Below are 25,748 nucleotides of genomic sequence, written 5' to 3' on the forward strand. Positions count from 1 at the left end.
GCCGCGTCGCGCTCCTCGTCGCGACGCTCTTGGCTATGCCCGCAGCAGCGTCACCTTCCTCCCCGAAGGCGTCTCCGCCTCCTCGAATCGGGTGCGCGTCTCGATATCGCCGGCCTCCGGCCGCCGGTCGAAGATCACCAGCACCCCGGCATCGAGCCCCGTCTTGTCGAGATAGCCGTCGAGCTGCGCGAGTGCCTTGTTCAGCGGATCTCTCGTCTTGCCTCGCCAGACCTTCAGCTCCAGCGCCTCGCGCTGCCACGCGCGCGCGCCGCTCGCGTCGCGGTAGGGCCAGCGCACCAGCAGGTCGATCCGGCCGCGGCCGATGCCGTACTCGCGATCGATGACCCCGCCGCCGTTCACCACGCGCTGCAGGAACGCCATCAGCACGAGCTGCGGCGCCGCCTCGTGGTAGGGCAGGCCGGCGGCCAAGACGTCGCCGTGCTCGCGCCAGAAGTCGGCGAACTCGCGCAGGACGCGGCCGAAGTCGAGGCGGCCGTCGGGGAGGACGAAGCTCCGCGGCTCCGCCACGATCTCGGCCTCCACCGAGCCGGCGAGCACGCGCGCGATCACCTCGTGATAGATGGGGTTGGCGATCCGGAGCGGGTTGTCCCGCGCGAGCAGGCCGAGATCGCGGCAGTAGCTCAGGTCGTCGTCGTAGGCTCCGTCCTTGCCCGTCAGGGTGCCCGCGAGGACGGGCTCGATGAAGCGCTTCACCCGCGGCTCGGCGAGCTTCGCCACCAGGGAATCCAGGTGCGTGGCGCGCGCCAGGATCAGCCGTTCCTTGGCCTCCTCGACGTGCGCCGCCGTAACGGCCTGCGCGGGCGGCACGGCCATCTTCTCGACGATCTCGCGCGCCAGCGCGTTCACCAGCCACGGCTGCCCCCGCGTCGCCTCGAAGGCGCGCGAGATCGCCTCCTCGGCAAAGACCTGCCCCGTGTCCGCCGTGTGCTGTCCGTAGAGCTCCCGCACCTCATCGAGGCTGAAGTCGTCGAGGCGGAGCGACTCGAGCTTGATGTTGAACGGGCTCGCCGTCCCCAGCCGCGACGGATCGCCGCCGCTCGCGGCTTTATAGTCGCGCACGTCACGCAGACCGCAGAGGATCACGGAGGCGGGGAATTCTCGAGGACGACCGGGGAAGCCAGCCCGGAGCTGCCGGAGCACGGTCACGAGGCTGCTGTCGCGGAGCGCGTCGATCTCGTCGAGCATCAGCGCGAGCGGCAGCGGGCAGGCCTGTGCCCAGGCCTTCAGCGCCGCCCGCAGACGATCGCCGGGCGGCGCATCGGGAAAGGGCGGCGGCCGCTGCTCCGGAGCGAGCCTCGACTCGGCCTCGCTGCGCATGTTGGACAGCACGATCCGCTCGGCCGCTTCGTAGTCGTCGCCGGCCGCCTGGCCGGCCTCGCACGAGAGCAGGACCGCCGCGTGCTTGCCCGAGGCCGTGAGGCTGTGCGCGAGCGCCCGCAGCGCGGTGGTCTTGCCCGTCTGCCGCGGGGCGTGCACCACGAAATAACCGAGCTGCTCCACGAGCCCGGGCGCCTCCGGCAGGCGGCGGGCCGGCGGGATCATGTAGTGCATCCCCTCGATGCAGGGCCCGGCCGTGTTGAACCGGCGCTTCATGCTGCGACCTTGGCCCGATCGCGGCGGACCGCGCAAGCCGGTAAGCTCGGGCTCCGCCGCGGCGAGCGGGAGCTCCGGGCTCGACCCGAGAGCGGCGCACGCCGCGCCAGCGCGGCGCCGCCGGGCGTCGCGGATCAGCGTAGCCACGGCTCGGCCCTGAGCCGCTCGACCAGGAAATCGACGAAGGCACGCACCCTCGCCGCCGCGAGGCGGCCCTCGGGGTGCACGACGTGGATCGGGACCGGCGGGGGCTCGAACGCCGGGAGCACGATGGCGAGGCGCCCGTCGCGCAGCTCCGGGCCGATCTGATACGAGAGCACGCGCGCGAGCCCCCGCCCGGCAGCGGCCGCCGCGATGGCCACGTCGGCCGTGTTGACGAGGAGCCGAGACGGCGGGAGGACCTTCTCGACCCGCGCGCCCGACCCGAACGACCACTCCTCGGGCGAGCCCGTCTGCGAGAACGAGATGGTGTCGAGCCGCGCCAGGTCGGCCGGCGTCGCAGGCGCGCCGCGCGCGGCGAGGTAGCCCGGCGACGCGCAGACCACCCGCCGCACCGAGCCGACGCGGATCGCGGTCAGCGACGAATCCCGCAGATGGGCGATCCGGACGGCGACGTCGATCCCCTCGTCGAGCATGTCCACGACCCGGTCGAGGAGCAGCGTCCGCGCCGACACGCGCGGATGGCGCGCCAGGAAATCGAACACGATCGGCGCGACGAACATCCGCCCGAACAGGACCGGCGCCGTCACGCCGAGCGGCCCCCGCAGCGCGGCGTGAGACCCCGCCGCCGACGCCTCCGCCTCCTCGATCTCCGCGAGGATCCGCTTGCAGTCCGCGAGGAACCGGGCGCCCGCCTCGGTGAGGCGGACGATGCGCGTGGTGCGGTGCAGGAGCCGCGTGCCGATCCGCTCCTCCAGCGCGGAGATGGCCCGCGTCACCGCCGGCGGCGACATGGACAGCCGCCGCGCCGCGGGCGCGAAGCCCTCCTCCTCGGCGACCGCGACGAACACGCGCATGGTGTCCAGCCGATCCATCCGATTATTCCAGTTCCTGGAATGGTGCCTTGTCAAGGATGGGTATTACCCATGGCCGCTGGAATGGGCATCTTCGGCTGGCGAGGCGGGGAAGCCCACGCGGGCCGGACCGCCTCTCGACGCCATCCCTCCCCAAGGACACCTCGATGACGACCCCTGCCACACCCATCCGTCTTTATCGTCACCCGCTCTCGGGACACGCGCACCGCGTGGAGCTGTTCCTGTCGCTGCTGCGGCTTCCGTTCGAGCTCGTCGACGTGGATCTGAAGAGCGGCGCCCACAAGGCGCCCGAGTTCCTGCGCAAGAACCCCTTCGGTCAGGTGCCGGTGATCGAGGACGGCGACGTGACCCTGGCCGACAGCAACGCGATCCTCGTGTACCTGGCCTCGCGCTACGACCCGGCGGGGCGATGGCTCCCGCGCGATCCGGTGGCGGCGGCGCGCGTGCAGCAATGGCTCTCCGTGGCCGCGGGGCAGCTCGTGGCGGGGCCCGCGGCGGCGCGCCTCGCGCGCGTGTTCGGCGCCAAGGTGGATGTCGATCGGGCCAAGGCGATCGCCGCCCAGCTCCTCACGGTGGTGGATCAGCACCTCTCGGCGCGGCGCTTCCTCGCGGGCGACGCGCCGACCCTCGCGGACATCGCGATGTACACGTACACGGCGCACGCGCCGGAAGGCGGCGTGTCGCTGGAGCCGTACGGCCACGTGCGCGCGTGGCTCGCCCGCGTGGAGGAGCTGCCCGGCTTCGCGCCGATGACAAGGACGGCCCTGTGAACGCCCTGCTCGGATGGCCCGGCAAGGGGTCGCCCTATCACCCGGGCGAGATGGCCGTGCAGGAGCGGGCCGGCGCGCGCGAGCGGGCCGAGAAGGCCGGACGCAGGATCATCCGGGATTTCATGCCCGACCAGCACCGCGAGCTGTTCGCGAAGCTGCCGTTTCTGCTCGTCGGGAGCCTCGACGCGCGGGGCCGGCCCTGGGCCTCGCTCCTCGTGGGGCGGCCGGGGTTCATCGCCTCGCCCGATGCGCGGACGCTCGCCGTGACCGCGCGCCCTCTGCCCGGCGATCCGCTCGCCGCGCACCTCGCCTCGGGCGCGCCGGTGGGCCTGCTCGGCATCCAGCTCGAGACCCGCCGTCGCAACCGGATGAACGGCACGATCGTCGAGGCCGGCGACGGCGGCTTCGTCGTCGAGGTCGGGCAGAGCTTCGGCAACTGCCCGCAGTACATCCAGGCGCGAGAGCCGGTGTTCGTGAGAGAGCCCGGCGCGGCCGCCGCGCCTCCGGCGGCGCAGGCGGAGGGGCCGATCCTGTCCGCCGGCGCCGCGGCGCTGATCCGCCGCGCGGACACGTTCTTCATCGCGACCGCCGCGCCGGCCGCGCGCGGGGGCAGCGCGATCGAGGGGGCCGACGTGTCCCACCGGGGCGGCAAGCCCGGCTTCGTGCGCGTGACGGAGGAGGACGGCCGCACCGCGCTGACCGCGCCGGATTTCGCCGGGAACTCCGCGTTCAACACGTTCGGCAACCTGGCGCTGAACCCGCGCGCCGGGCTGCTCTTCGTGGACTTCGCGTCCGGCGGGGTGCTGTCGCTGACCGGAGAGGCCGAGGTGCTCTGGGACGGGGCCGAGCTCGCCGCCTTCGCCGGCGCCCAGCGGCTCCTGCGGTTCCGCGTGGCCGAGGGCGTGTGGACGGACGACGCGGTGCCGCTGCGCTGGTCGGCGCCGGTGGCGGCGCCGCAGCTCGCGGCGACCGGCTCGTGGGAGGACGTGGAGCGCGCGTGACGGCGCCGCGGGGGCCTGCCCAGGGGAGTTTTGCCCCACCGGGGAGATCCGGGGCGGCCTCGGAACGACCGGCGCAGCGACGCTCCCGCTTGAGAATGCGCACGCGTCCTGCATCCTCCTCCGGGATCCCATGCGGCTCGCCAGCAAGCTCACCCTGGCCCTCGTCCTCGTCATGTGCGCGGCGCTGAGCCTCTACGGCTACCTCTCGGTCCGGCGCGAGCGGGCGCTGTTCGAGGCGGACATGCGGCGCGACGAGCACCTCATCGGCATCGCGCTGCGCGCGGCGGTCACCGAGAGGTGGCGCCGCGACGGGCTCGACGAGGCGCTCCGCGTGCTCGACGAGGCGAGCGAGCGCCAGGACGGCGTGCGCTTCCGCTGGGTCTGGCTCGACGCGCCCCCCGGCGATCGCTTCGCGCCCGCGCTGCCCGCCGACGAGATCGCCGATCTCGCCGGGGGCACCGAGGTGTTCCGGATGCAGCGCGAGGGCGACAAGACCGGGCGCTTTTACACCTACGCGCCGGTCGCCGTGGACCCGACGCGCGTCGGCGCGATCGAGATCTCGGAGTCGCTCGAGGAGGGAGAGTCGTACGTCCAGGCGAGCGTGATCAACACGGTGACCACCATCGTCGCCCTCGCGGCGCTGAGCGGCCTGCTGGCGATGACCTTCGGGCAGCTCCTCGTCGGGCGCCCGACGCAGCGGCTCGTCGACAAGACGCGGCGCATCGGGGAAGGCGACCTCGGCGGCCCGCTGATCCTGCCGCAGCGCGACGAGCTCGGGCAGATCGCGCGCGAGATCAACGCGATGTGCGAGCACCTCGCCGAGGCGCGCGAGCGCGCCGCCCGGGAGACGACCGCGCGCATCGCCGCGCTGGAGCAGCTCCGGCACGCGGATCGGCTCACCACCGTGGGCAAGCTGGCGTCGGGCATCGCGCACGAGCTCGGCACGCCGCTCAACGTGGTGGGCGGCCGCGCCAAGATGATCGCCCGCGGCCTCTCGCCGGAGGAGGCGGCGGACAGCGCGCGCATCATCGCCGAGCAGGCGGATCGGATGACGAAGATCATCCGGCAGCTGCTCGATTTCGCGCGCCGCCGGGTCGCGCAGAAGGCGCCGGCCGATCTCGCGCAGATCGCGCGCCAGACGCTGGCGCTGCTGGAGCCCCTCGCCCGCAAGCGGGGGGTGACGCTCCGCCTCGACGAGGCGGACCTCGCCCCGCCGGGGGCGCAGGCCCAGGTGGACACCGGGCAGATGCAGCAGGTGCTCACGAACCTCGTGATGAACGGCATGCAGTCGATGAGGCGCGGCGGCGAGCTCACGGTCCGCGTCGAGCGCGCGCGCGCCCGCCCGCCGGCCGATCACGGCGGCGCCGAGGGCGAGCACGTGGCCATACGGGTGATCGACCAGGGCGACGGGATCGCGCCCGAGAACATCTCCCGCGTGTTCGAGCCGTTCTTCACCACGAAGGACGTCGGCGAGGGCACCGGCCTCGGGCTGAGCGTCTCCTACGGCATCGTGCGCGAGCACGGGGGCTGGCTCGACGTGGAGAGCGAGCTCGGCAAGGGCTCGACGTTCACGGTGTACCTCGCCCCGAGCGGCCCGGGGGGCGCGGCGCCGGCGGCCGGGGGCGAGGGCGGGCTGGCCGGAACGGCGGCCTAGCGACGGCTGGTGGCGGGCCCGGCGCTGTATTACGCAATCGATCGAGGAGAGATGGGACGGCGAGCGCTGATCATCGACGACGACGAGGCGATGTGCGCGTGGCTCGCGGCGGATCTCCGCGCGCGGGGCGTCGAGACGACGACGCAGACCTCACCTGCGGAGGCGCTCGCGCTGCTCGAGGAGGACGAGCGCTTCGACGTCCTCCTGACCGACCTGAACATGCGCGGCATGGATGGGATCGCGGTCTGCCGCCGGGCGGCCGAGATCCGGCCGGATCTGCCGGTGGTGGTGATCACCGCCTTCGGCAGCATCGAGACGGCGGTGCAGGCGATCCGCGCGGGCGCGTACGACTACGTGACCAAGCCGGTCGACATCGAGGCGCTGGCGCTGGCGCTGGAGCGGGCGATCGCGCACCACGCGCTCAAGGCCGAGGTGCGGCGGCTGCGCCGCGCGGTGGCCGGGCCCGGCGCGTTCCCGGACCTCATCGGCCGGAGCGCCGCGATGCGGGCGGTGCAGGATCTGATCGAGCGCATCGCCGACGCGGAGGCGACGGTGCTCATCACGGGCGAGAGCGGGACGGGCAAGGAGGTCGTCGCGCGGGCGCTGCACGAGCGGAGCCGCCGCAAGGGGGGGCCGTTCGTGGCGATCAACTGCGCGGCGGTGCCGGAGTCGCTGATCGAGAGCGAGCTCTTCGGGCATGCGCGGGGGGCGTTCACCGACGCGCGCGCGGCGCGCTCCGGGCTGTTCGTGGAGGCGAACGGCGGGACGCTGCTGCTCGACGAGATCGGGGAGCTGCCGCTCGCGGTTCAGCCGAAGCTGCTCCGCGCCCTGCAGGAGCGGCGGGTGCGGCCGGTGGGCGGGAACGCGGAGGTGCCGTTCGATGCGCGCATCGTGGCCGCGACGAACCGCGACCTGGACGAGGCGGTCGAGGAGCGCCGGTTCCGGGAGGATCTGTATTACCGGATCAACGTGCTCCACGTGGAGCTGCCGCCGGTGCGGGCGCGGGGCAGCGACGTGCTGCTGCTCGCGCAGCGCTTCCTGGAGGACTTCGCCGCGCGCTCGGGCAAGGAGGTGGTGGGCCTGTCGCCCACGGCCGCCGAGCGGCTGCTTGCGTATTCGTGGCCGGGCAATGTGCGGGAGATCCAGAACTGCATCGAGCGGGCGGTGGCGCTCACGCGGTACCAGGAGATCACGGTGGACGATCTGCCGGCGAAGGTGCGGGAGCACCGGCCGTCGCATGTGCTCGTGGCGGGGGATGATCCGTCGGAGCTGGTGCCGCTCGAGGAGGTGGAGCGCCGGTACATCCTGCGGGTGCTGGAGGCGGCGGGCGGGAACAAGACGCTGGCGGCCCGGATCCTGGGGCTCGACCGGAAGACGCTGCACCGCAAGCTCGAGCGGTGGGAGCCGGCCGCCGGGGCGGCGAAGGGCGGCTGAGGCGCGGAGGAACACCCCGGCGACCTCAACCTGGGTCGGGGCGCTTCAACCTGGGTTGGGTCGCTTCGACCTGGGTAACCAGCTCAACCTGGTAGCCACCTCAACCTGGGTCGGTTCCTGGGCCTTCACCTCAACCCGGGTCGGTCCCCCTCGCCCAACCTGGGTCCGGCCGCCCCAACCTGGGCCGGGCGCCCCAACCTGGGTCGGGCACGCCAACCTGGGCCGGGCGCCCCAACCTGGGTCGGGCGCCCCAACCTGGGCCGGGCGCCCCAACCTGGGTCGGGCGCCCCAACCTGGGTCGGTTCCTGGCCTTCACCTCAACCCGGGTCGGTCTGCCCTGCCCAACCTGGGTCGGTCCGCCCCAACCTGGGTCGGTTCCTGGCTCTCACCTCAACCCGGGTCGGTTCCTGCCCAACCCGGGTCGGCTCCCGGTTCCCGCCGCCGCCCACGGCACGCTGCCTGCACTCGGGATCCGTCGAAGGAGAACCCATGAACCCCGAGCAGCTCCGCGAACGTGCCTGGTCCCCGAGTGTGCCCCCTGAACCCCTGCCGAGCGTCCACCCCGTCGCGACGCCCGTCCGCGTTCTCCTCGCCGAGGACGACCGGGAGCTGCGGCTGCTGCTCGCCACCGCCCTCCGTCGCGACGGCTACGAGGTCCTGGAGGCGCGCGACGCCAACCACCTCCTCGAGCTGATGGGCGACGCGCTGGTCTCCGGCGGCGGCGCCCCAGCCGACGTCGTCGTCAGCGACATCCGGATGCCAGGCAGGAGCGGCCTTGAGCTGCTCGCCGGCCTGCGCCGCGACGACTGGGCCACCCCCGTGGTCCTCATCACCGCGTTCGGAGACCCGGAGACCCACGCCGAGGCCTACCGTCTCGGCGCCGACGCCGTGCTCGACAAACCGCTCGACGTCGACGACCTGCGCGTCGTCGTCCAGACGCTCGCCTCGATGCGTGGCTGACGCGCCCGCCGCCCCGCGCGCCCGCCGCCCCGCGCGCCCGCCGCCTCCGCGCCGCCGCGCCTCACCCCGCCTCGACCGGCAGCCGGCGCGGCTCCCCCTGCGGCTCCCCCTCCCGCTGCGCCTTCAACCGCGCCCGCCGCATCTTGTGCCACGCGAGGATCCCCGCGTCCGCGCGCACGAAGCGGCACGCCTCCAGGTCCGCGTCGCGCGGCTCCGACGACGCCAGCATCCGCTCGTCTTCCGGCTGGATCAGCCAGAACTCCATCAGCAGCCCGAGCCGCGCGAGCAGCCGCCCGATCGCCGGGACCGGCATGTAGTACCGCCCCACGATCGCCGTCCGCCCCGCGTCGATCGGCGCGCACCCCACCACCCCCACCACCAGCTTCCCGAACGAGAGCCGCAACGCCCCCGGGAAGCGCACCTCCATCTCGAACTTCCACCCCCGGCGGCCGTCCCACGGCGCCCCGTCATCGTCACGGAGCACCCCCATCGCGTGGATGACGTCGCCCTCCACCCGGACGTCATACGGGTCCAGCAGCGCGCCCATGCCCGGCACCCACGGCCGATGCGCGAACGGCGCGTGGTGGAGGTCGAGCATCCCCTCCATCGCCCGCGCGAACGGCACGTCCCAGTCCGTCGACGCCGTGTGCGCGTGCCGCTCGTCCGCCGGCAGCCCCTCGAACCAGGGCACCGGCGGCAGCTCGTCCGGCCGCTCGCCCCAGAAGAGCCACACGAAGCCCCGGTGCTCGCGCACCTCGTAGCGCGTCAGCGCGAGCACCTCGGCCACGCCGCGCCCGGTCGCCCCCCGCCCCTCGCACGGGATCGCCACGCAGCGCCCGTCCGAGGCGAACCGGAAGCCGTGGTACGGGCACTCGATCGCCCCGTCCACGACCCGCCCCAGGCCGAGGTCCGCGCCCCGGTGCGGACAGCGCGCCCGCGCCGCGACCAGCGCGCCCCGCTCGTCGCGGAACAGCACGATGCGCGTCCCGAACCGCTCGACCGTGACCGGCCGCTTGCCCACGCGCGCCCCGTCCGCGATGATGTACCAGGCGCCCTCGACGAACCCGCCGCGCCCTTCCTCGATGCCGTGCCTTCGCATGATGCTCCTCCGATTGCCCGGAAGCCTGAGGCTCCCTCGGCGGGGGAGCAGTGACAGCGCGCGCCACAAGGGCTGACCTGCGGCGCCAGCCCGCCCGGGCCCCGGCGCGCGCGCCGACGATCTGGGCCCGCACCGCCGCGCAGCTCGCCGACCACGCCGCGCAGCGCGGGGCGGACCGCGCCGCGCTGCTCGAGGCCGCGGGGATCCCGGCCGCGGCGCTCGCCGATCCCGACGCCCGCGTCCCGCTCACGGCCTTCTACGCGCTCGTCGAGGCGGCCGCGACGGCCGCCGCCGATCCGCACCTCGGCCTCGATTTCGCCGGGCGATTCCAGCCGGAGCACTTCGACGCCCTCGGCTTCCTTGCCATGAGCAGCCCCACCCTCGGCGAGGCGTTCCACCGGATGCTCCGCTACCAGCAGGTCTGGAACGAGGGCGAGCGCTACACCCTGGAGATCCGCGGCGGCGCTGCGCACATCACCTTCGCGCCGTTCGGGCCCGATCGGCCAGCCCACGGCCAGGTGGCGGAGATGTTCGCGTTCGACGTGCTCGTGAACGCCGGCCGCATGTGCGGCGACCCGATCCAGGCGATCGCGGTGCGCTTTCGCCATGCGCCCGCGGGCGATCCAGCCGAGAAGGCGCGGCGGCTCGGCTCGCCGGTGCGCTTCGGGGCGCCGCAGACCGAGCTGGTCCTGCCCGTCGAGGCGCTGGCCCGGCCGCTGCCCCACGCCAACGAGGCGCTCGCCGCCTTCCTCGAGCGCCACGTGCAGGTCATCGCGGCGAGCCTGCCGGGCGCGGCGCCGCCCGCGCTGTCCGACCGCGTGCGAGCGCTCCTCGGCGAGCGGCTGCGCGAGGGGGCCGACCTGGGCGCGCTCGCGGCGCGCCTGCGGATGAGCCCGCGCACGCTCCAGCGCCGCCTCGGCGACGAGGGCACGTCGATCCACGCCCTGCTCGACGAGGTCCGCCGCGGCCGCGCGGCGGCGCTCCTGGAGGCGGACATGGCGATCGGCGAGGTGGCCTACCTGCTCGGCTACTCGGAGCCGAGCGCCTTCCACCGGGCGTTCCGGCGCTGGACCGGCGCGACGCCGGAGGCGTTCCGCGCCCGGCGGCGGCGCGGGCCACGGTGAGCGGCCCGCGCCGCCGCCGGGCCCGCGCTCACTCGCCGCCCGCGGGGGCGATCCTGAGCTCGCCCATCACCCTGGTGCTGGCCGTGAGGCTCGCGTCGATGTTCTCGACCGCCTGCGTGATCGCGTTGCTCGCCGGGATGATGCACGCCCCCGCCTTCACGCTGCCGGTGACCGCGCCCTCGAGGTTGCCCGCGGCCGCGACCACGCCCTCGGCGCTGTCGAGGAGCAGCTTGCCCCGCGCCTGGGCGGCGACCAGGAGCCGCGGCAGGTTCGCTCGGAGCGTCGCGACCACCGCCTCGGCGCCCGCCCCGCCCGTGACGGTGACCGCAGGCTCCTTGCAGCTCGCCCTCGCGCTCGCGCTCGCCTCGCAGGAGCCGCTGCACTCCGCGGTCCCCGTGCACTCGGCCTTCGGCGGCTTGAGGTTGGTCTTGCACTTCGGCGCCTCGAACGTGAGGCTGCACTCGCCCGAGCAGTCCGCGTTGCACTCCACCTGCGCGTCGGCCGCGATCTCGCACGATCCGCGGCACTCGCCCGTGCAGGTGCCGTCGCACGCCCCGCGGCAGTCGCCACCCGCGGTCGTCGCGGAGCACTCGCCGTCGCACGTGCCCTCGCAGGTGCCGTGGCACGTACCCTCGCAGGTGACGGCCAGGTTGGCCGAGCCCTCGCAGCTGCCCGTGCACGTCCCCTCGCACCGGCCCGAGAGCTGGCCAGGATCGCAGCGCGCGATGATCTCCGCCGGCGTCAGCTGGCACTCGACGTTGGCGCTGCACCTCGCCTCGCAGTTCGCCTGTACGCTCGCGTCGACCGTGCAGCTCGGCGGCTGGAAAGAGAACGACAGATCGGCCGCCGCCTCCCCGATCGCGTCGATGGCGAGCTCGCACCACTGCGTCGCCCGCTCGCTCGGCTTCGTCGCCGTGATCGTCGACGCGTCCTCGCCGAGATCCAGCGCGATCGCCTGACAGGCGCTGGTCACGTCGGCCACGATGGAGCCCGCGGCCCCGGTGAAGTCGGACACGGACTGCATGAACGCACCGTAATTGAGCTCGGCTTCGCCCTCGAGCCCCCACTGCACCGTGGCGAGATCGGCGCCCGGCGTGAAGTCGCGACAGCAGAGGTCATTCTGCAGCTCAGCGGCCTTGTCACACCCCATCAGCGGAACGACGGAGAGCCCCGCCAGCGCCAGAGGGAATGTCGCGATTCGCCACGTCAGACGGATGTTCATCAGGAAACTCCTTGGTTCTTTGTCGGGAGCGCGTCCGGTGCCGGATCGCCGCGGCTGCGGCGAAACCCCATGAGGGCGGCCGCTCACCGTGATGCTCGGGCGACAGCCGCCGCCGAAGCAGGGCGACAATAACTCATAAACCGACCCGGCTGACAAGGACCATCCTGCGGAATTGTTCCCGCTCTCGGCGTCACCCTAGGGCGAGGCCCGTCAGCAGGCGCCAGCAAGGCATGACGAGATCTGTTGATGTGCGACTCGGCGCGGGCAGGACGCCTGGATGCGGCCGTCCAGGGGTGCACTCCGGCGCGCCATGACACGGCACGTCGTGGTTCGCCCATAGCCATCCTCGAATAGCCGTTGCAGAGCTCGGCCGAGCCGTAGGACAATCGCCCCGTGACCACGCTCGGCCCACGGCTCCCCCGACTCTCGCGGCTCTCTCTCGTCCTCGCCCTGACGGCCGCGTGCAGCGGCTCGTCCGACGACGAGGCCACGGCGGGCCAGGCCGCCGGCGAGCCGCCCGAGATGGCCGGGATCACGGCGGCCCACAACAGGGCGCGCGCCGCGGTCGAACCGCCCTCCGACGATCCGATCCCGGTGCTCACGTGGTCGCCCGAGATCGCCGCGGTGGCCCAGGCCTACGCCGACGGGTGCGTGTTCGGCCATAGCAAGAGCAGCTACGGAGAGAACCTCTACGCCACGAGCGGCGCCGCGGCCTCGCCGGAGGACGTCGTCGCGGCGTGGGTCGACGAGGCCGCCAATTACGACCTCGCGAGCAATTCGTGCAGCTCCACCTGCGGCCATTACACGCAGGTGGTCTGGGCCGACTCCCTGCGGCTCGGCTGCGGGGTCGCCGATTGCTCGGGCGACTCGCCGTTCGGCGGCGGGTCGTGGCAGCTCTGGGTGTGCAACTACGACCCTCCCGGCAACTTCGTCGGCGAGCGCCCCTACTGAGGTCCGCGCAGGCGGCGCAGGCGGTGGTGGACGGCGCGCCGCCCGCGCGTGCTCCCCGCCCCTCGCCCGCTCTGGTATCGCACGAGCGATGGACTTCGGATGGACCCCTGCGCAGCGCGCCGTCCACGACCGCATGCGCGCTCTCGGCGCCGAGGCCGACGCCGCGGCCCCGGACGACCGCATGCGCGTCCTCGCCCGGGGCGGCGCCCTCGGCCTGCCGATCGCCCGCGATCTCGGCGGCGAGGGCCTCGACCTCGTCACGACGGCGCTCGCCTACGAGGGCCTCGGCGCGACGCTGCGCGACGGCGGCGTCCTGCTCGCCGCGGGGGCGCACCTCTTCGGCGTGGCGCTCCTGCTCGCCCGGGTGGGCACGCCCGCGCAGCAGCGCGCGTGGCTGCCGCGGATGGCGACCGGCGAGCGCATGGCCACGGTCGCGGCGACCGAGGCCGGCGCCGGCTCGGACGTCGCGTCGGTCGAGGCCACGGCCGACCGCGCCGCCGCGGGCTACCGGCTCACCGGCGAGAAGCGGTACGTGACCTGGGCCGACCGGGCCGACGTGTACTTCGCGATCGCGCGCGACGGCGGCGACGGCGGCGCGCCGGCGCGCGGCCTCACGGCGCTGCTCGTCCCCCGCGACGCCGCCGCGGAGGGCCGCGGCGCGGCGCGCATCCGCCCGGGCGCCCCGCTCGCGACCGCGGGCCTCCGCGGCGCGCGGCTCGCGCCCGTCTCGTTCGCCGGCTGCGAGGTCGGCCCCGACGCGCTCCTCGGCCGCGCCGGCGCCGGCCTCGCCGTCTTCCAGATCGCGATGACCTACGAGCGCGCGCTGATCCTCGCCTTCCGCCTCGGCGCCATGGAGCGCGCCCTCGGCGAGGCGGTCCGCTTCGCCCGGGAGCGCGCGATCGGCGGCCAGTCGATCGCGCGCCACCAGGCCGTCGCGCACCGCCTCGCGCGGATGAAGCTGCGGCTGGAGACCTCGAGGCTGCTCGTCTACCGCGCCGCCTGGGAGCTCGACCAGGGCCACCGCGGCCAGGCCGAGGCCGCGCTCGCCAAGTGGCACGCGGCGGACTCGGCCTTGCAATCCGCGCTGGACGATCTCCAGCTCCGCGGCGGCGCCGGCTACCTCGAGGAGAGCGGCCTCCCCTCCGCCGTGGACGACGCGCTGGGCGGCAGCATCCACTCGGGGACGTCCGACGTGCTCGCCACGATCGTCGCGCGCTGGCTCGGCGTCTAGCGCCGCCCGCCCCGCTTCCCGGCGCCTTCGCGCGCCCGGCACTAGCCAACCCCCGCGGACGCCTTTACCAAAGGAGGGCTGCGCGGGCCGGCCGAGGGTGCCGGCGCCGCGCCCCGTCCGTCGGCCCCCTCACGCCCAACCAGGAACGATCATGACCGAAGCGACCGACAATCCCCTGCTCTCTCTCGGCTTCGAGATCCCGTTCGATCGCATCCGGAGCGAGCACGTCGAGCCCGCGGTGCGCGCGCTGCTCGCGGACGCCCGCGCCCGGCTCGAGGCGCTCATCGCGGCGCCCGGCCCCCGCACCTACGAGAGCACCCTCGCCGCGCTCGAGGCCGTCACCGAGCGGCTCGACCGCGCCATGAACGTCGTCTCGCACCTCGAGTCGACGTCCACCACGCCCGAGCTGCGCGCCGCCTACAACGCCGTCCAGCCGGAGGTCAGCGAGTTCCTCAGCGGCATCGCCCTCAACGAGGGCGTCTACGGCGCGCTCAAGGCGTTCGCGGCCACGCCCGAGGCCGAGGCGCTCACCGGCCCGCGGCGCCGCTTCTTCAAGAAGACCCTCGACGACTTCCGCCGGAGCGGCGCCGAGCTCGCCCCCCCCGGCAAGAAGCGCCTGTCCGAGATCGACGTCGAGCTCGCGACGCTCACCCTGCGCTTCTCGCAGAACGTGCTCGACGCCACGAACGCCTTCGAGTTCGTGGTCGAGGACCCGGCCCGCCTCGCCGGCCTGCCGCCCAGCGCGATCGAGGCCGCCCGCCAGAGCGCCCAGGACAAGGGCCTCAAGGGCTACCGCTTCACGCTTCAGGCGCCGAGCTACATCCCGGTGCTCACGCACCTCGACGACGCCTCGATCCGCGAGCGCTTCTACCGCGCCTACAACACGCGGGCGACCGAGGGCGATCACGACAACCGCCCGCTCATCCGCCGCATCCTCGAGCTCCGCCGCGAGAAGGCGAAGCTGCTCGGCTACGCGACCTTCGCCGACCTCGTGCTCGAGGACCGCATGGCCAAGACGGGCGCCGAAGCGCGCCGCTTCGTCGCGACGCTGCGGGAGCGCACCGAGCCGGTGTTCGCCCGCGAGAAGGACGAGCTCACCGCCTTCCGCCGCGAGATCGAGGGCCCGGGCGCGCCGCCGCTCGAGCCGTGGGACGTCTCCTATTACGCCGAGAAGCTGCGCCGCGCCCGCTACGACTTCGACGACGAGGCGCTCCGCCCGTACTTCCCGCTGGATCGCGTCGTCTCCGGCCTGTTCGAGATCGCCCACCGCCTCTACGGCGTGCGCATCGTGCCCTGGCAGGACGCGCCCACGTGGCACCCGAGCGTCCGCGCCTACCGGCTCCTCGAGGCGGACGGCGCCCAGAGCGCCGCGTTCTACCTCGACTTCGCCCCGCGCGAGCAGAAGCGCGACGGCGCCTGGATGCACGGGCTCGTCACGGGCGCGCCGAGCGACGGCGGGCGCGCGGCCGGCGAGGACGCGCGGCACCTCGAGGTCCTGGCCGGCAGCTTCACCCCGCCGGTCGGCGGCCGCCCCGCGCTGCTCAACCACCGCGAGGTCGAGACGCTGTTCCACGAGTTCGGGCACATGATGCACCACGCCTCCAGCCGGGTGCCGATCCGGAGCCTCGCCGGCACCAACGTCGCCTGGGACTTCGTCGAGCTCCCCTCGCAGATCATGGAGAACTGGTGCTGGGAGCGGGAGGCGCTCGATCTCTTCGCGCGCCACCACGAGACGGGCGCGCCCGTCCCCGACGACCTGCTCCAGCGGATGCGCGCCGCCCGCACCTTCCGCGCCGGCGCCGTGACGATGCGGCAGCTCGGCTTCGCCGAGATCGACCTCGCGCTCCACGTGGACTGGACTCCCGAGCGCGGCGACGTCGTCGAGTTCGCGCGCGAGGTCCTCGCCCGCTACTCGCCGGTCCCGCTGCCCGAGGGCTACGCGATGATCGCCGGCTTCTCCCACCTCTTCTCGAGCCCGGTGGGCTACGCCGCCGGCTACTACTCGTACAAGTGGGCCGAGGTGCTGGACGCCGACGCCTTCTCCCGCTTCCAGGAGGAGGGCCTGTTCAGCCGGAAGGTGGGCGACGCGTTCCGGAGCCAGATCCTCGCGCTCGGCGACACGCAGGATCCGATGGATCTCTACAAGAGCTTCCGCGGCCGCGAGCCCACCCTCGACGCCCTGCTCCAGCGCAGCGGCCTCGCCTGAGCTCCGGGGCGGCCCCTCGCGGGGGCCCGCCCGGCGCCGCGCCCTTCACGGCCTCCTCCCAGAGCACGCGCGCTCGCCTTCTCGACCCTTAACCGGTTCACCTCAGCTTCCGTCTGCAGGCGCGGGGCGAGCGGTGCCTGCGGCTGTCGTCCTGGCGCGTCCGAGGCGCGGGCGTGCGGCGGGATGGCAATCCTTGCCGTGCCTCTGCTTTTCAGCGCTGGCAAACTTTGCCAGGGCGGCAACGCTTGCCTCTGCAGGCTGGATCCGTGGGCGAGCTCGATTGGCGCGGCAGCCGCTCGTGCGCCGCGCTCTGCGCGTCTCGCCGCCCATTGTCGCAGGAAATGCCCCTCGCGCGGCGGGGCGGCACGCCGGTTGCGATAGCGCCCTGCCAGCCGCGCTGCCACGGGCGCGGCTCGCCTCACGGAGGCGGGCCGCGCCGGGCCGGCGCGAGGCGGAGCGGGACTAGCGCTCCGCCGATCCAAAGGAGATCATCGAATGCGACGTTTACGTTTCATGATGACGACCTCGTGCGCGCTCGCGCTCGCCGCCTGCGCACAGGGGACCAGCACGGACGAGCAGTTCGTTGATGAGGTGGGGCAGGCCCTCGTGAACCCGGCGTCGGTGCTCGGGTTCGAGAGCACCGCAGACTGGACGGCCTCCGGCGGCGTGAAGAGCGCGAGCGCCGATCACTCCGAGGGCACCTCCGCGCTCGCCCTGCGGAACTTCAACTTCGTCGAGCTCCAGTCCGTGCCGCTGACCACCGTGTCGGGCGCGACCTCGACGATCGCCTTCGACCTGAAGCCGCCGGCGTCGCCCGGCTTCGGCAACGCGCAGCTGGTCGTGAACATCCCGTCTCAAGGCGTGCACAGCGTGTGGTTGGGTCAGGTGAACCTCGCCGGGCTGCCCGCGGGCACGTACAGCCCGATCTCGTTCAGCGTGCCGGCGAACGTCGTCAGCGCCCTGAGCAACACCTACAGCGATCTGACGTTCAAGATCGTCCTGAATGTCCCGCAGACGACGACCGATTACGTGGTCGACAACCTCCGCTTCGTGGGCGGCGCGCCGGCCGGTCCTTCCAAGGTGGAGCTGCGTGTCTCGAGCGCGGACGACCGGCTCGTCCTTTACGTGAACGGCCTGCAACGGAGGATGTTCAACAGCGCCGATCCGAGCATCGGCCAGCGCATCGACGTGAGCGACTGGTTCGGGAGCGGCGACAACGATCTCCGGATCCAGGCCCTCAACACCGAAGGATCGACGAGCTACGGCGTCGAGGTCTGGGTCGACAACCAGCGCGTCGTGAACGCGACGTGCCCCGCGACCCTGTGCAACGGCCAGGCGGTGCGGCAGGGGATCGTGGCGGATCTGACGTACTCCGTGGACACCCCGAACCGGCCCGCGTACCAGCCTGTCACCGTGACGGCGGCGAGCGCGCAGCCCGGCAAGGTGTACGTGAACGACGTTTACACGGGGCGCTCGACGCCGACCACGCTCTCGCTGCCGCCGGGCAACTACACCATCGGCGTCGGGCTCGGCACCCAGTCGCCGCCCTACGACTACACGGGCTCGTATCGGGAGCAGAGCGTGACCGTCGGCGCGTCGCCCATGACCGTCGACGTCACCGCGAACCCGCCGCTCGGGATCCAGGAGGACACCCGCATCGGGATCCTGCCCATCCGGACGAGCATCAACTACAGCGCGTCGCTCGGCGGAGCGGACCCGTCGAACGTCGGCGTGCTCTCCGAGGACGACATCGAGACGCTCTTGACGCAGGCGAGGGCGACCAGCGCCAGGTGGCTCGAGCCGCTGTCGTACGGGCTCGCCAAGTGGACCGTCGATGTCCTGCCCCCGGTCGAGGACGTGCCGATCTACGAGCCGAACCACGACGGGTGGGACACCGGGCGCTTCCAGAGCGAGCACCCGACCGCGCACCTGCTCTCGGACTACGACATGATCGTGTTCTTCATCCCGCAGCACCGGGCCGACGGTTCGCCGGTGGATGACGTGAGCAACCTCGCGTGGGCCTGGGACGACCGGTATCTCGCGATCCCCACCACCTACACCGGCGAAGGGATCGGCGTCCCGAACGCCGGGCTCCTCCACGAGGTGATCCATAACTACGAGGGGTACAACCGCAACGTGCTGCGCTCGTACAACGGGATCCATGGGCTGCACGGCGCCTCGAACCACGGTTATTACGACGGTTCCAACGGCGAGCACGACTTCGTGTACTTCTATCGCCACTTCCTCCGCGGTCAGGTCGCCGAGTTCGAGGCCATGCGGCCCGATCAGGACTGGCCCGCCATCGGGGCGACCTCGGGGAGCCTCTACCTCGGCGTCTTCCCGGTCCTGCGCCACGGCTTCAACGTGCGGTGACGTAGCAGCACGGTCTCTCGGGTCGGGCCCCCGGGCAGGCATCTAAGCGAAGTGTAAGGAGGAGGAGGGGGCCCCGGCGCTCATTCCGCCGGCCGCCCCCTCCGAGGCGCTCACTTCATCGAGAAGTTGCACGCCGAGAGCGACGCCGACCCCACGGTCTGGGTGATCGCCCAGTTGTTGAGCGACCGGATCTGCGCCTGCTCGGTCCTGAAGGCGTACCGGTACGCGAGCTGCACCTCGGCGCCGCCCTTCGGCTGGATGTACACCGAGTACCGCCGCGACGCCGTCTCGACCACCATCCGGACCGTGTACGTCTTCCCGGCCACGTACGGGAACACCGTCGCCGCCTCGTACCTCGATCCGTTCCGGACCCGGACGTTGCCCTGCTCGTCGAAGATCACGATCGCCGCGAGCTCGGTCCACTGATCCGCCGCCCCGCTCGACAGCCCGACCACCCCGTCGATCTTCGCCGCGCTCGGCGTCACGTCCCACGTCGCCGTGAAGGTGCCCCACTGCGTCGTCAGCGGCTTGTTCACCCACTCGCCAGCGTCCACGGTCGGGCACGACGGCGCCGGATCGGGTGTCGTCGGCTCCGGCTGCGTCGGCTCGCTCGGCGTCGTCGGCTCGCTCGGCGCCGTCGTCGTCCCCGAGCCGAACTCGAAGGCGCCGATGTCCATCGCGCCCACGGCCGTCCGCTGCCGCGCGGTGCCGACGGCCTCGATCGCCCCCTTCGGCGGGTGGAAGAGCGGGCTCGCCAGCGGCTTCGGGAACGGGTACCCCGAGATCCCCGAGATCTGGCTGACGCCCTTGTTCAGGAGCGGGCTCGACGACTTCAGCGTCACGTCGCGCCTGTCCAGGCTCGTGAAGCCCGGGTCGTCCACGAACTGCGTATTCGCGAAGGTGGAAGGCACGGCCGTGCCCTTGGGCGCCGCGTTGTTGACGCCCTTGATCACCGGGCTGCCGGTCGCCCACTTCGCGTCGTCGCGGAAGATCTGGACGCTGCCGCCGCCGACGCGGTGGAAGATGTTGTTGTGGAGCTCGATGCTCTCGATGCCGTCGAACAGGTGGATCGCCGCGTTCGACCCCTGCATCAGCAGGAAGGTGTTGTTGACGAACCGGTACCGCCCCTTCGTGTCGCCCGTGCCGTCGCCGCCGACGCGCACCACGTACTGCGTGTGCGTCTTGCGGAAGACGTTGCCGACCACATCGGAGTCCTCCCGCGCGAGCCCCGGATCCTGCCCGTCCGGACCGATCAGCTCGAGGTCCTTGTAGAGCCCGCCTTCGATCCAGTTATAGTAAATCTCGTTCCGCTCCGCGCGGGACTTCACCGCGTTGCCGCCGTTTGTGTCGTGGACGTAGCTGTGCTGCATCCGGAACACGGCGCCGGGATACGCGCTCTCATCCGTGGCCATGTAGATCGAGTGCTTCTGCGTCCCGTTCCCGCATTTGTAGACCTCGACGTACTCCAGCGTCAGCGAGCCCGAGTCGCTGTCGGCGCCGAGGATGCCGTGCGCAGGACAGTCGTGGACCACCGTGTCGCGAATGGTCACTTCGTGACCATGGTGGAAAACGCACCGGGTCGTGCCGCCGGTCACATCGAACCCCTCGAGCACGACGTGGTTCGCGTTGAGCTCGATGGTGTTGGTGCCGCCCTTGAGGATGGGGCGCTTCCCGGAGACGCGCTTTCCGCGGATGGTGATCTTCGCGCTGGCCGTGCCCCCCCTCGTGATCCGGATATTGCCCGGGTACGTCACGTTGCCGTCGACCTCCACGATGTCGCCCGGCTTCAGCAGGCTCGCGACGTCGTTGAGGGTCTTGTAGGTGCGCGTAGGGCCGACAAGGAACGTCGTGCCGGCGGCCTGCTCCCCCGCGCCCCAATCCTCCGCGGTCACGTCCTCGTCGTCGAGCGGCGCGCAGCCGGAGCCGACGATCGACATCGCCATCAGCGCGGCGATGAACTTACCGGCAGCAAACGACCGCGACCCAAAGCCTTGAGAAATCGAATGCATGGCTTTTTCTCCCCCGGCGTCGTCGAACCCCTGCGGTGAACAGGACCGTAACGGCCGAAGGCTACAGGGGGCAGAAGCGAAGCCTCCCGCTGTAGACCCTCGCGCCGCGAACCATCGGTGCAGACCATTCAGCACCAGAGGGGCGGATACCGGCGCTCTCGTGAGACAACTTATTCCTGGATTGGAGCAAAGGGTCAAGACGAAATGCTTTCGCAAATCAAACGATCGGCCAATTAGGTCGCACACCTCAGCCGCTTTTCACATCAAGGTTGCAAAAATTCGATGCAAAACTGCAATGCGCAGCTCGTCCGCTGATGTGAGGAATGTGTAGCGATGTGGCCGCTCGCTCGCTCTTTCATGGTCAAAATCCCGCATAATTGTTGGACAAAACGCACCTACACCGGAAACTCCGTTCGTCCCAACGACCTCTGCCTACCTCTCCCCGCATCGGTCGAGCTCGCGGGCGACGTCCACGCCGCGCCGAGGCGGCGTTCTTCGCCGGAGCGCGCACCGATTCGTCGTCAGCGATGGGCGGAGCGGTGTCGCGCCGATCGCGCCGCGCCCGCATGGGAGCAGCGCCTTTCACGCTTCGAGCCGCTGCCGCGGCGCCTCGAGCGCGCGCGGCGGTGCCACGCGCGCCGGGCGCTCCTCCGCGGTGACGCGGCTTTGCCCAGCGCGCCTCGGCGCGCGTGCAGCGGAGTCATTCGCCCATCGGATCTCCGGGGAGAGCTTCCATTGCGGCGCTCGCGACCTCGAGTGGGCCTCGGCCATTGCGATTCGACGAGGCGCCGTGCGTTCGGCCGGCAGCCGCGCCCGTTCCCAGGGGACCCGAGCGCGCTCGCCGATGCGTTCTCGCCGGCGAGATCGGGGCGATCGGGCCGGAGATCGCCGAGAGGCACGAATGAGCGGCGTTCGACGGCGGGATCCGGCGCGCCCGCGCGATCGTCGCGCGCGTCGCGCCGTTCATCGCGCCGCCAGCCACGGGATAGTAAGCCGCCGGCCCCGCGGGAAAACTGAACGGGTTGTCAGGAATACGGAAAAGGATGAATCGGGCTCAGGAGGAGATCTCGTGGCCTTTCAGGAATTCCCGTCTTCCTGCTGGATTTGGGCTCCTGGATTCGGGGCGTCTGGCGGGCCGAGCGGGGCCGGGGCGGGCTCAGCGCCTGCCTTTGAAGCCCATCATCTGCTGCACCACGGCCTCGCTCTCCTCGGCGATCGCGCCTTCCTGGGCCGCGCGATCGGCGCAGTCCTCACAGACCTTCTTCTTCTTGCTTCCGACCTTGATCGTCTTGAGCTCGTCGACCTCGCTGTCGCACTCGCGGCACGTGGGCATCGCCGTCCTTCCTTTCGCCCCGCCAGCATATCGCACCCGCGCCGGGATCGCGCCGCCGCGCTGCGGGGCGCCGGCGGGGCTCGCCCGCCCGATGTTTGGCCCGGACGAGCCGCGCGACCTACGCTCGGCGCCTCACGAGGACCCAGGAGGAACGCATGGATCGCAGGCAGGGCGCGCGCGCACAGGTCGACTTCCCCGTCTCGGCGCTCGTCGATGGCCACAGGCACCGGTGCCGCGCGATCGATCTCTCCCCGACCGGCATGGTCGTCGAGCGCACGCCCGGGCTCGCGGGCCGGGCGCTGCCGGCGGTCACCCCGTTCGAGCTCGACCTCGGGGTCGGCCGCCCCATCCGGCTGCGCGCCCGCCCGGTCTGGGATCGCGACAACCTGCTCGCCGTCCGCTTCGTGGTCATGAGCGACGCCGACCGGCTCACGATCGCCGAGCACCTCGACGAGAGAGCGCGGCGCCGCGAGCCGCTGCACTAGAGCGGGTTTCGCTCGGGTCGCTGCGGGCGTCGTCCGCACGTCGTAGCTCGTCCCCCGTCTCTCGTCCCCCGTCTCTCGTCCCCCGTCTCTCGTCCCCCGTCTCTCGTCCCCCGTCTCTCGTCCCCCGTCTCTCGTCCCCCGTCTCTCGTCCCCGTGCGCGTGCGCGTGCGCGCTGACTTCGGGGAATCGCGCACGCGCACGCGCACGAAGGACGAGCACGGAAGACGGAAGACGGAAGACGGAAGACGGAAGACGGAGACGAGACATGGGGACGAGAGACGACGCACGGCGTCGCAGCTGAAAACCGCGCTAGCTCCGTGCGCCAGAACGGAACTAGCCGCCCCGCCCCCGACGCAATGCGCGCCTGCAAGGGTGAAATCGCAGGAGTGCAACGCGAGGGAATGCGCCCGGGACATCTATGCGATTTCGCAGCGATTTTTGAGCTTCTCGCCGTGGCATACGAGCTGCTAATTCATAGGTCAGCGTTGCTGGTGCGGCCTCTCCCCCCCCGGGCCCCGGCGACGCTTTTTCTTTTTGTCGCTCGCCGGATCGACGCGCCGCTCGGCGCTCGGTGACGCCTCCGCCCGGCGCCGAGCGCGACGCTGCGCGAGGGAGCGCGACGCTGCGCGAGGGAGCGCGACGCTGCGCGAGGGAGCGTAGGGGAGCGTCGCGCGACGTGGGGAGCGCACGCGCTACGTGCGCGGCTCCCTGCGCCGGCGCGCGGCGGAGATCGACGTCCGCGGCCACTTGGCGGCGGACCGGCGCAGCTCGTCGAGCGCTTGCTCGGGCAGGCGCGCCACGCGCGGCTCGGCGGCGCGCGGCTCGCCAGGGCGGGGCTCGACGGCGCCCGGCGCCGCGGCGCCCGGCTCGCCGGCGCGGGGCTCGGCGGCGGTCAGCGGCTCGGCGGGGGCGGTCGGACGGGCGCCCAGGTACGGCCAGAGGCTCTCGCGGATGGGCGCCGGCAGCACGTTCTCCAGGTACTCGAGCGCGGTCCCGCGGAGGTGCGCGTCGTCGGCGTGGAGCGCCCGGTAGGCGATCTCGAGCGGCTCGCGCTCGAGGCAGAGCGAGAGCACGCGGAAGACGTGCTCCAGGCTGCGGCTCGTCCGCTCGACGAGCAGGCGCGCGGACAGGGGCGCCTCGGCCGGCGGGGACGCGTTCGGGGGCTGGGCGTCCCACACCCGGCGGTCGATCTCGATCTCCCGCGTCGCCGCCGCGATCACGTCGTCGCGGCGCAGGTGGATCGGCGCGCGCTGCTGGAGCAGGCGCGCGAGCGCCACGCCGGACTGGTAGCGCACCTCGAAGCGCTCGTCGGCGAGGCCGAGCATCAGCCCGTCGGCGGCGCGCTGGGTGGGGCAGGCCTGGAGCACGCGCGGGATGCGGCGCCGGACGGCGAGGCTCACGGCCGGGTCGAGCAGCGCGTCGAGGAGCTGGCCGGTCGCGCGGGGGGCGACGGCGCGGAGCGCGCGGATCGCCTCCGAGATGAGCCCGTCGCGCTCGAGGAGCGGGAGGAGGTGCGGGACCAGCGCGGGGTCGGGCTCGCGGGCGAGCGCCGCGAGCGCCCTGCGGATGCGCTCGGGCTCGCCCGAGCGGAGGTCGGCGACCGCCGCGAGCACCGGGTCGGACGAGAGCGCGGCCGACGCGGAGCGCGCCGAGAGCGGCCCCTCGGCGGTCTTGCGCTCGCCCGCCGGGGCGCGCGGGCCGTCGCCGGGGGCGCCGGCGGAGACCGGCGGCCGGGCGGAGATCGGCGGGCCGGCGAAGGAGATGCGCTCGCCGTCGCCGTGGGCGCGGCCGGCGTCGGCCCGGGCGGCCGTCCCCCTCCGGAGGGCGGCGAGCTCGGCGAGCACCTTGTCGCGGCTGAGCGCGTCGACGGTGCCGCTCAGGGTGCGGCGGGTGGTCGCGTCGACGACGTTCGCCGGGTCGAGCGAGACGGCGCCGGAGCGCAGGCTGCCCTCGAGCGCGGCGACGTAGCCCCGGTGGAGCCGCGGCGTGAAGAGCAGGGTGACGCCCGCGGCCGCCGTGCCGAGGCCGATGAGGAGCGGCAGCGACGCGTCCGGCGCGAGCGCGAGCAGGACCATGGCGAGGCCGCTGCCGGCCGCGGTGCCGATGCGGTCGAAGCCCACGTCGATGAGGGTCTTGATCGACCGCTTCTGGTCCGGGGGCAGCGGCGTGTAGAGCAGCTCGTAGCCCGACCGGAAGAGGGAGTTCCGGAGCACCGCCTCGGTGGCGCGGACGATGGAGGCGGACCAGAGGCGCGGCGCGACGACGATGGAGAGCGAGCTCGTGAGGACGGCGGCCGGGAGGATGCCGATGGTGGCGGCGAGCCCGAGGCGGTCGAGCGAGAAGGTGGCGGCGAGCGACTGCACGAGGAACGAGAGCAGGCTGACCGAGAGGTGGAAGAGCGCGAAGAACGAGAGCAGCTCGTTGCGGTCGCGCATCGCGTGGGCGGCCTCGGCGCTGAGGGCCACGTCGAAGAGCGCGCCGCTCACGGCGCCGAGCCCGACGAGCAGGGCGAGGTCGCGCAGGTGGGGGCTCTCGCGCAGGGCGCGGAGGCCGGAGGGGCTGGCGGCGGCGGAGGCGGCGCTGGAGCCGGAGGCGGCGGCGCCGGCGTGGTGTTCGGCGTGGCCCTCGGCGCCGGCGGCGGTCGCGCCCGGGAGGCCGGCGCCGAGGAGGTAGGTCGCCAGGGCGGCCAGCCCGCTCAGGCCGGCGAGGGCGAGGAGCATGGTCGGGGCGTCCACGAGGTGGCCGGCGCGCCAGGCGAAGGCGCCGCCGATGACGCCGCCGAGCGTGCCGCCGCCGGCGATGCGGCCCATGGAGCGGCGGGCGGTGTGGGGGTCGAAGCGCTCGTTGACGAGCGACCAGAAGGCGGAGATGAGGGTCGCGCCGAAGACGGCGACGTGCAGGTAGAAGACCAGGGCGGCGGCGCCGGGCGCGCGCAGGGCGAGGGCCCACTCCAGGCCGAGGAGGACGGAGCTCGCGGCGCAGGTGGCGGGGACGACGCGCGCGGGCGAGAGCTGCAGGAGGGCGCGCGAGAGCAGGAGGACCGCGGCGAACGAGAGCACCGCGCCGGCGGCCATGACCTTGGGGACGTCGGCGGCGCCGAAGGCGGAGAGGAAGAGGGCGTCGCGGGTGGCGCGGCCGGCGACCTGCTGGGCGATCATCGCGCCGGACGCGAGGGCGGCGATGAGGACGGGCCTTGCGCTGTCGGTCTCCCCTTCCACCGGGTTCTTGGGCAGCGGTCCGCTGGGCAT

18 protein-coding genes are annotated in these 25,748 nt (G+C 72.9%); 11 read left to right on the forward strand and 7 right to left on the reverse strand.

What is annotated here, in order from left to right:
• Positions 1–33 precede the first annotated feature (33 nt).
• Together WME98_RS11755 and WME98_RS11760 are read right to left on the reverse strand one after the other, a co-directional pair.
• The gene (locus tag WME98_RS11755; RefSeq protein WP_437951415.1) at positions 34–1,614 is read right to left on the reverse strand and encodes an AAA family ATPase; all 1,581 of its coding nucleotides are present in this window, start codon (positions 1,612–1,614) and stop codon (positions 34–36) included.
• A gap of 134 nt (positions 1,615–1,748) precedes the next feature.
• Entirely contained in the window at positions 1,749–2,648 is a 900-nt protein-coding gene (locus tag WME98_RS11760) for a LysR family transcriptional regulator (RefSeq protein WP_437951416.1), read from the reverse strand.
• A 146-nt stretch (positions 2,649–2,794) separates the two neighbouring features.
• Here WME98_RS11760 and WME98_RS11765 point away from each other — a divergent pair, with 146 nt between their 5' ends.
• The 5 genes from WME98_RS11765 to WME98_RS11785 all read left to right on the forward strand — a co-directional run bounded on the left by WME98_RS11765 (position 2,795) and on the right by WME98_RS11785 (position 8,467).
• Positions 2,795–3,418: a glutathione S-transferase family protein gene (locus WME98_RS11765; RefSeq protein ID WP_437951417.1), complete on the forward strand. Its 624-nt coding sequence runs from the start codon at positions 2,795–2,797 to the stop codon at positions 3,416–3,418.
• Entirely contained in the window at positions 3,415–4,419 is a 1,005-nt protein-coding gene (locus tag WME98_RS11770; protein WP_437951418.1) for a pyridoxamine 5'-phosphate oxidase family protein, read from the forward strand. Before WME98_RS11765 ends, WME98_RS11770 begins: the two co-directional genes overlap by 4 nt.
• Positions 4,420–4,549: 130 nt before the next feature.
• Positions 4,550–6,073, forward strand: a complete 1,524-nt coding sequence (locus WME98_RS11775) for a sensor histidine kinase (RefSeq protein WP_061626062.1) — start codon at positions 4,550–4,552, stop codon at positions 6,071–6,073.
• 51 nt (positions 6,074–6,124) lie between these two features.
• Positions 6,125–7,507: a sigma-54-dependent transcriptional regulator gene (locus tag WME98_RS11780; protein ID WP_437951419.1), complete on the forward strand. Its 1,383-nt coding sequence runs from the start codon at positions 6,125–6,127 to the stop codon at positions 7,505–7,507.
• A 489-nt stretch (positions 7,508–7,996) separates the two neighbouring features.
• The gene (locus tag WME98_RS11785) at positions 7,997–8,467 is read left to right on the forward strand and encodes a response regulator (RefSeq protein ID WP_061626061.1); all 471 of its coding nucleotides are present in this window, start codon (positions 7,997–7,999) and stop codon (positions 8,465–8,467) included.
• A gap of 61 nt (positions 8,468–8,528) precedes the next feature.
• Here the strand turns inward: WME98_RS11785 and WME98_RS11790 are convergent, their stop codons facing one another.
• On the reverse strand, positions 8,529–9,566 hold the full coding sequence (locus WME98_RS11790; protein WP_437951420.1) for a Rieske 2Fe-2S domain-containing protein: 1,038 nt from the start codon (positions 9,564–9,566) through the stop codon (positions 8,529–8,531).
• 50 nt (positions 9,567–9,616) lie between these two features.
• Between WME98_RS11790 and WME98_RS11795 the strand changes: the two genes are divergently transcribed.
• The gene (locus WME98_RS11795; RefSeq protein ID WP_437951421.1) at positions 9,617–10,690 is read left to right on the forward strand and encodes an AraC family transcriptional regulator ligand-binding domain-containing protein; all 1,074 of its coding nucleotides are present in this window, start codon (positions 9,617–9,619) and stop codon (positions 10,688–10,690) included.
• Between the two features lie 28 nt (positions 10,691–10,718).
• On the opposite strand, the gene WME98_RS11800 is transcribed toward WME98_RS11795, so the two are convergent.
• Positions 10,719–11,912 carry a hypothetical protein gene (locus tag WME98_RS11800; RefSeq protein ID WP_061626058.1) on the reverse strand — a complete coding sequence of 398 codons (1,194 nt, stop codon included), beginning with the start codon at positions 11,910–11,912 and terminating at the stop codon, positions 10,719–10,721.
• Between the two features lie 393 nt (positions 11,913–12,305).
• On the opposite strand from WME98_RS11800, the gene WME98_RS11805 reads away from it, so the two are divergent.
• The 4 genes from WME98_RS11805 to WME98_RS11820 all read left to right on the forward strand — a co-directional run bounded on the left by WME98_RS11805 (position 12,306) and on the right by WME98_RS11820 (position 18,673).
• Entirely contained in the window at positions 12,306–12,863 is a 558-nt protein-coding gene (locus WME98_RS11805; RefSeq protein ID WP_437951422.1) for a CAP domain-containing protein, read from the forward strand.
• A gap of 88 nt (positions 12,864–12,951) precedes the next feature.
• Positions 12,952–14,094, forward strand: a complete 1,143-nt coding sequence (locus WME98_RS11810) for an acyl-CoA dehydrogenase family protein (RefSeq protein ID WP_437951423.1) — start codon at positions 12,952–12,954, stop codon at positions 14,092–14,094.
• A gap of 151 nt (positions 14,095–14,245) precedes the next feature.
• A complete protein-coding gene (locus WME98_RS11815; RefSeq protein WP_437951424.1) occupies positions 14,246–16,300 on the forward strand; it encodes a M3 family metallopeptidase in 2,055 nt (684 codons plus the stop codon).
• A 495-nt stretch (positions 16,301–16,795) separates the two neighbouring features.
• Positions 16,796–18,673 carry a PEGA domain-containing protein gene (locus tag WME98_RS11820; RefSeq protein WP_437951425.1) on the forward strand — a complete coding sequence of 626 codons (1,878 nt, stop codon included), beginning with the start codon at positions 16,796–16,798 and terminating at the stop codon, positions 18,671–18,673.
• Positions 18,674–18,783: 110 nt separating this feature from the next.
• On the opposite strand, the gene WME98_RS11825 is transcribed toward WME98_RS11820, so the two are convergent.
• Positions 18,784–20,682, reverse strand: a complete 1,899-nt coding sequence (locus WME98_RS11825; protein WP_437951426.1) for a right-handed parallel beta-helix repeat-containing protein — start codon at positions 20,680–20,682, stop codon at positions 18,784–18,786.
• Positions 20,683–21,838: 1,156 nt separating this feature from the next.
• Complete coding sequence (locus WME98_RS11830; RefSeq protein WP_159397796.1) at positions 21,839–22,015, reverse strand: hypothetical protein; 177 nt, start codon at positions 22,013–22,015, stop codon at positions 21,839–21,841.
• Between the two features lie 155 nt (positions 22,016–22,170).
• Here WME98_RS11830 and WME98_RS11835 point away from each other — a divergent pair, with 155 nt between their 5' ends.
• Entirely contained in the window at positions 22,171–22,500 is a 330-nt protein-coding gene (locus WME98_RS11835) for a PilZ domain-containing protein (protein ID WP_020740063.1), read from the forward strand.
• Positions 22,501–23,192: 692 nt separating this feature from the next.
• On the opposite strand, the gene WME98_RS11840 is transcribed toward WME98_RS11835, so the two are convergent.
• On the reverse strand, positions 23,193–25,748 hold the full coding sequence (locus WME98_RS11840) for a hypothetical protein (RefSeq protein ID WP_437951427.1): 2,556 nt from the start codon (positions 25,746–25,748) through the stop codon (positions 23,193–23,195).

This window comes from Sorangium sp. So ce296 (assembly GCF_051529605.1).
In the GTDB taxonomy this organism is placed as follows: domain Bacteria; phylum Myxococcota_A; class Polyangia; order Polyangiales; family Polyangiaceae; genus Sorangium; species Sorangium cellulosum_D.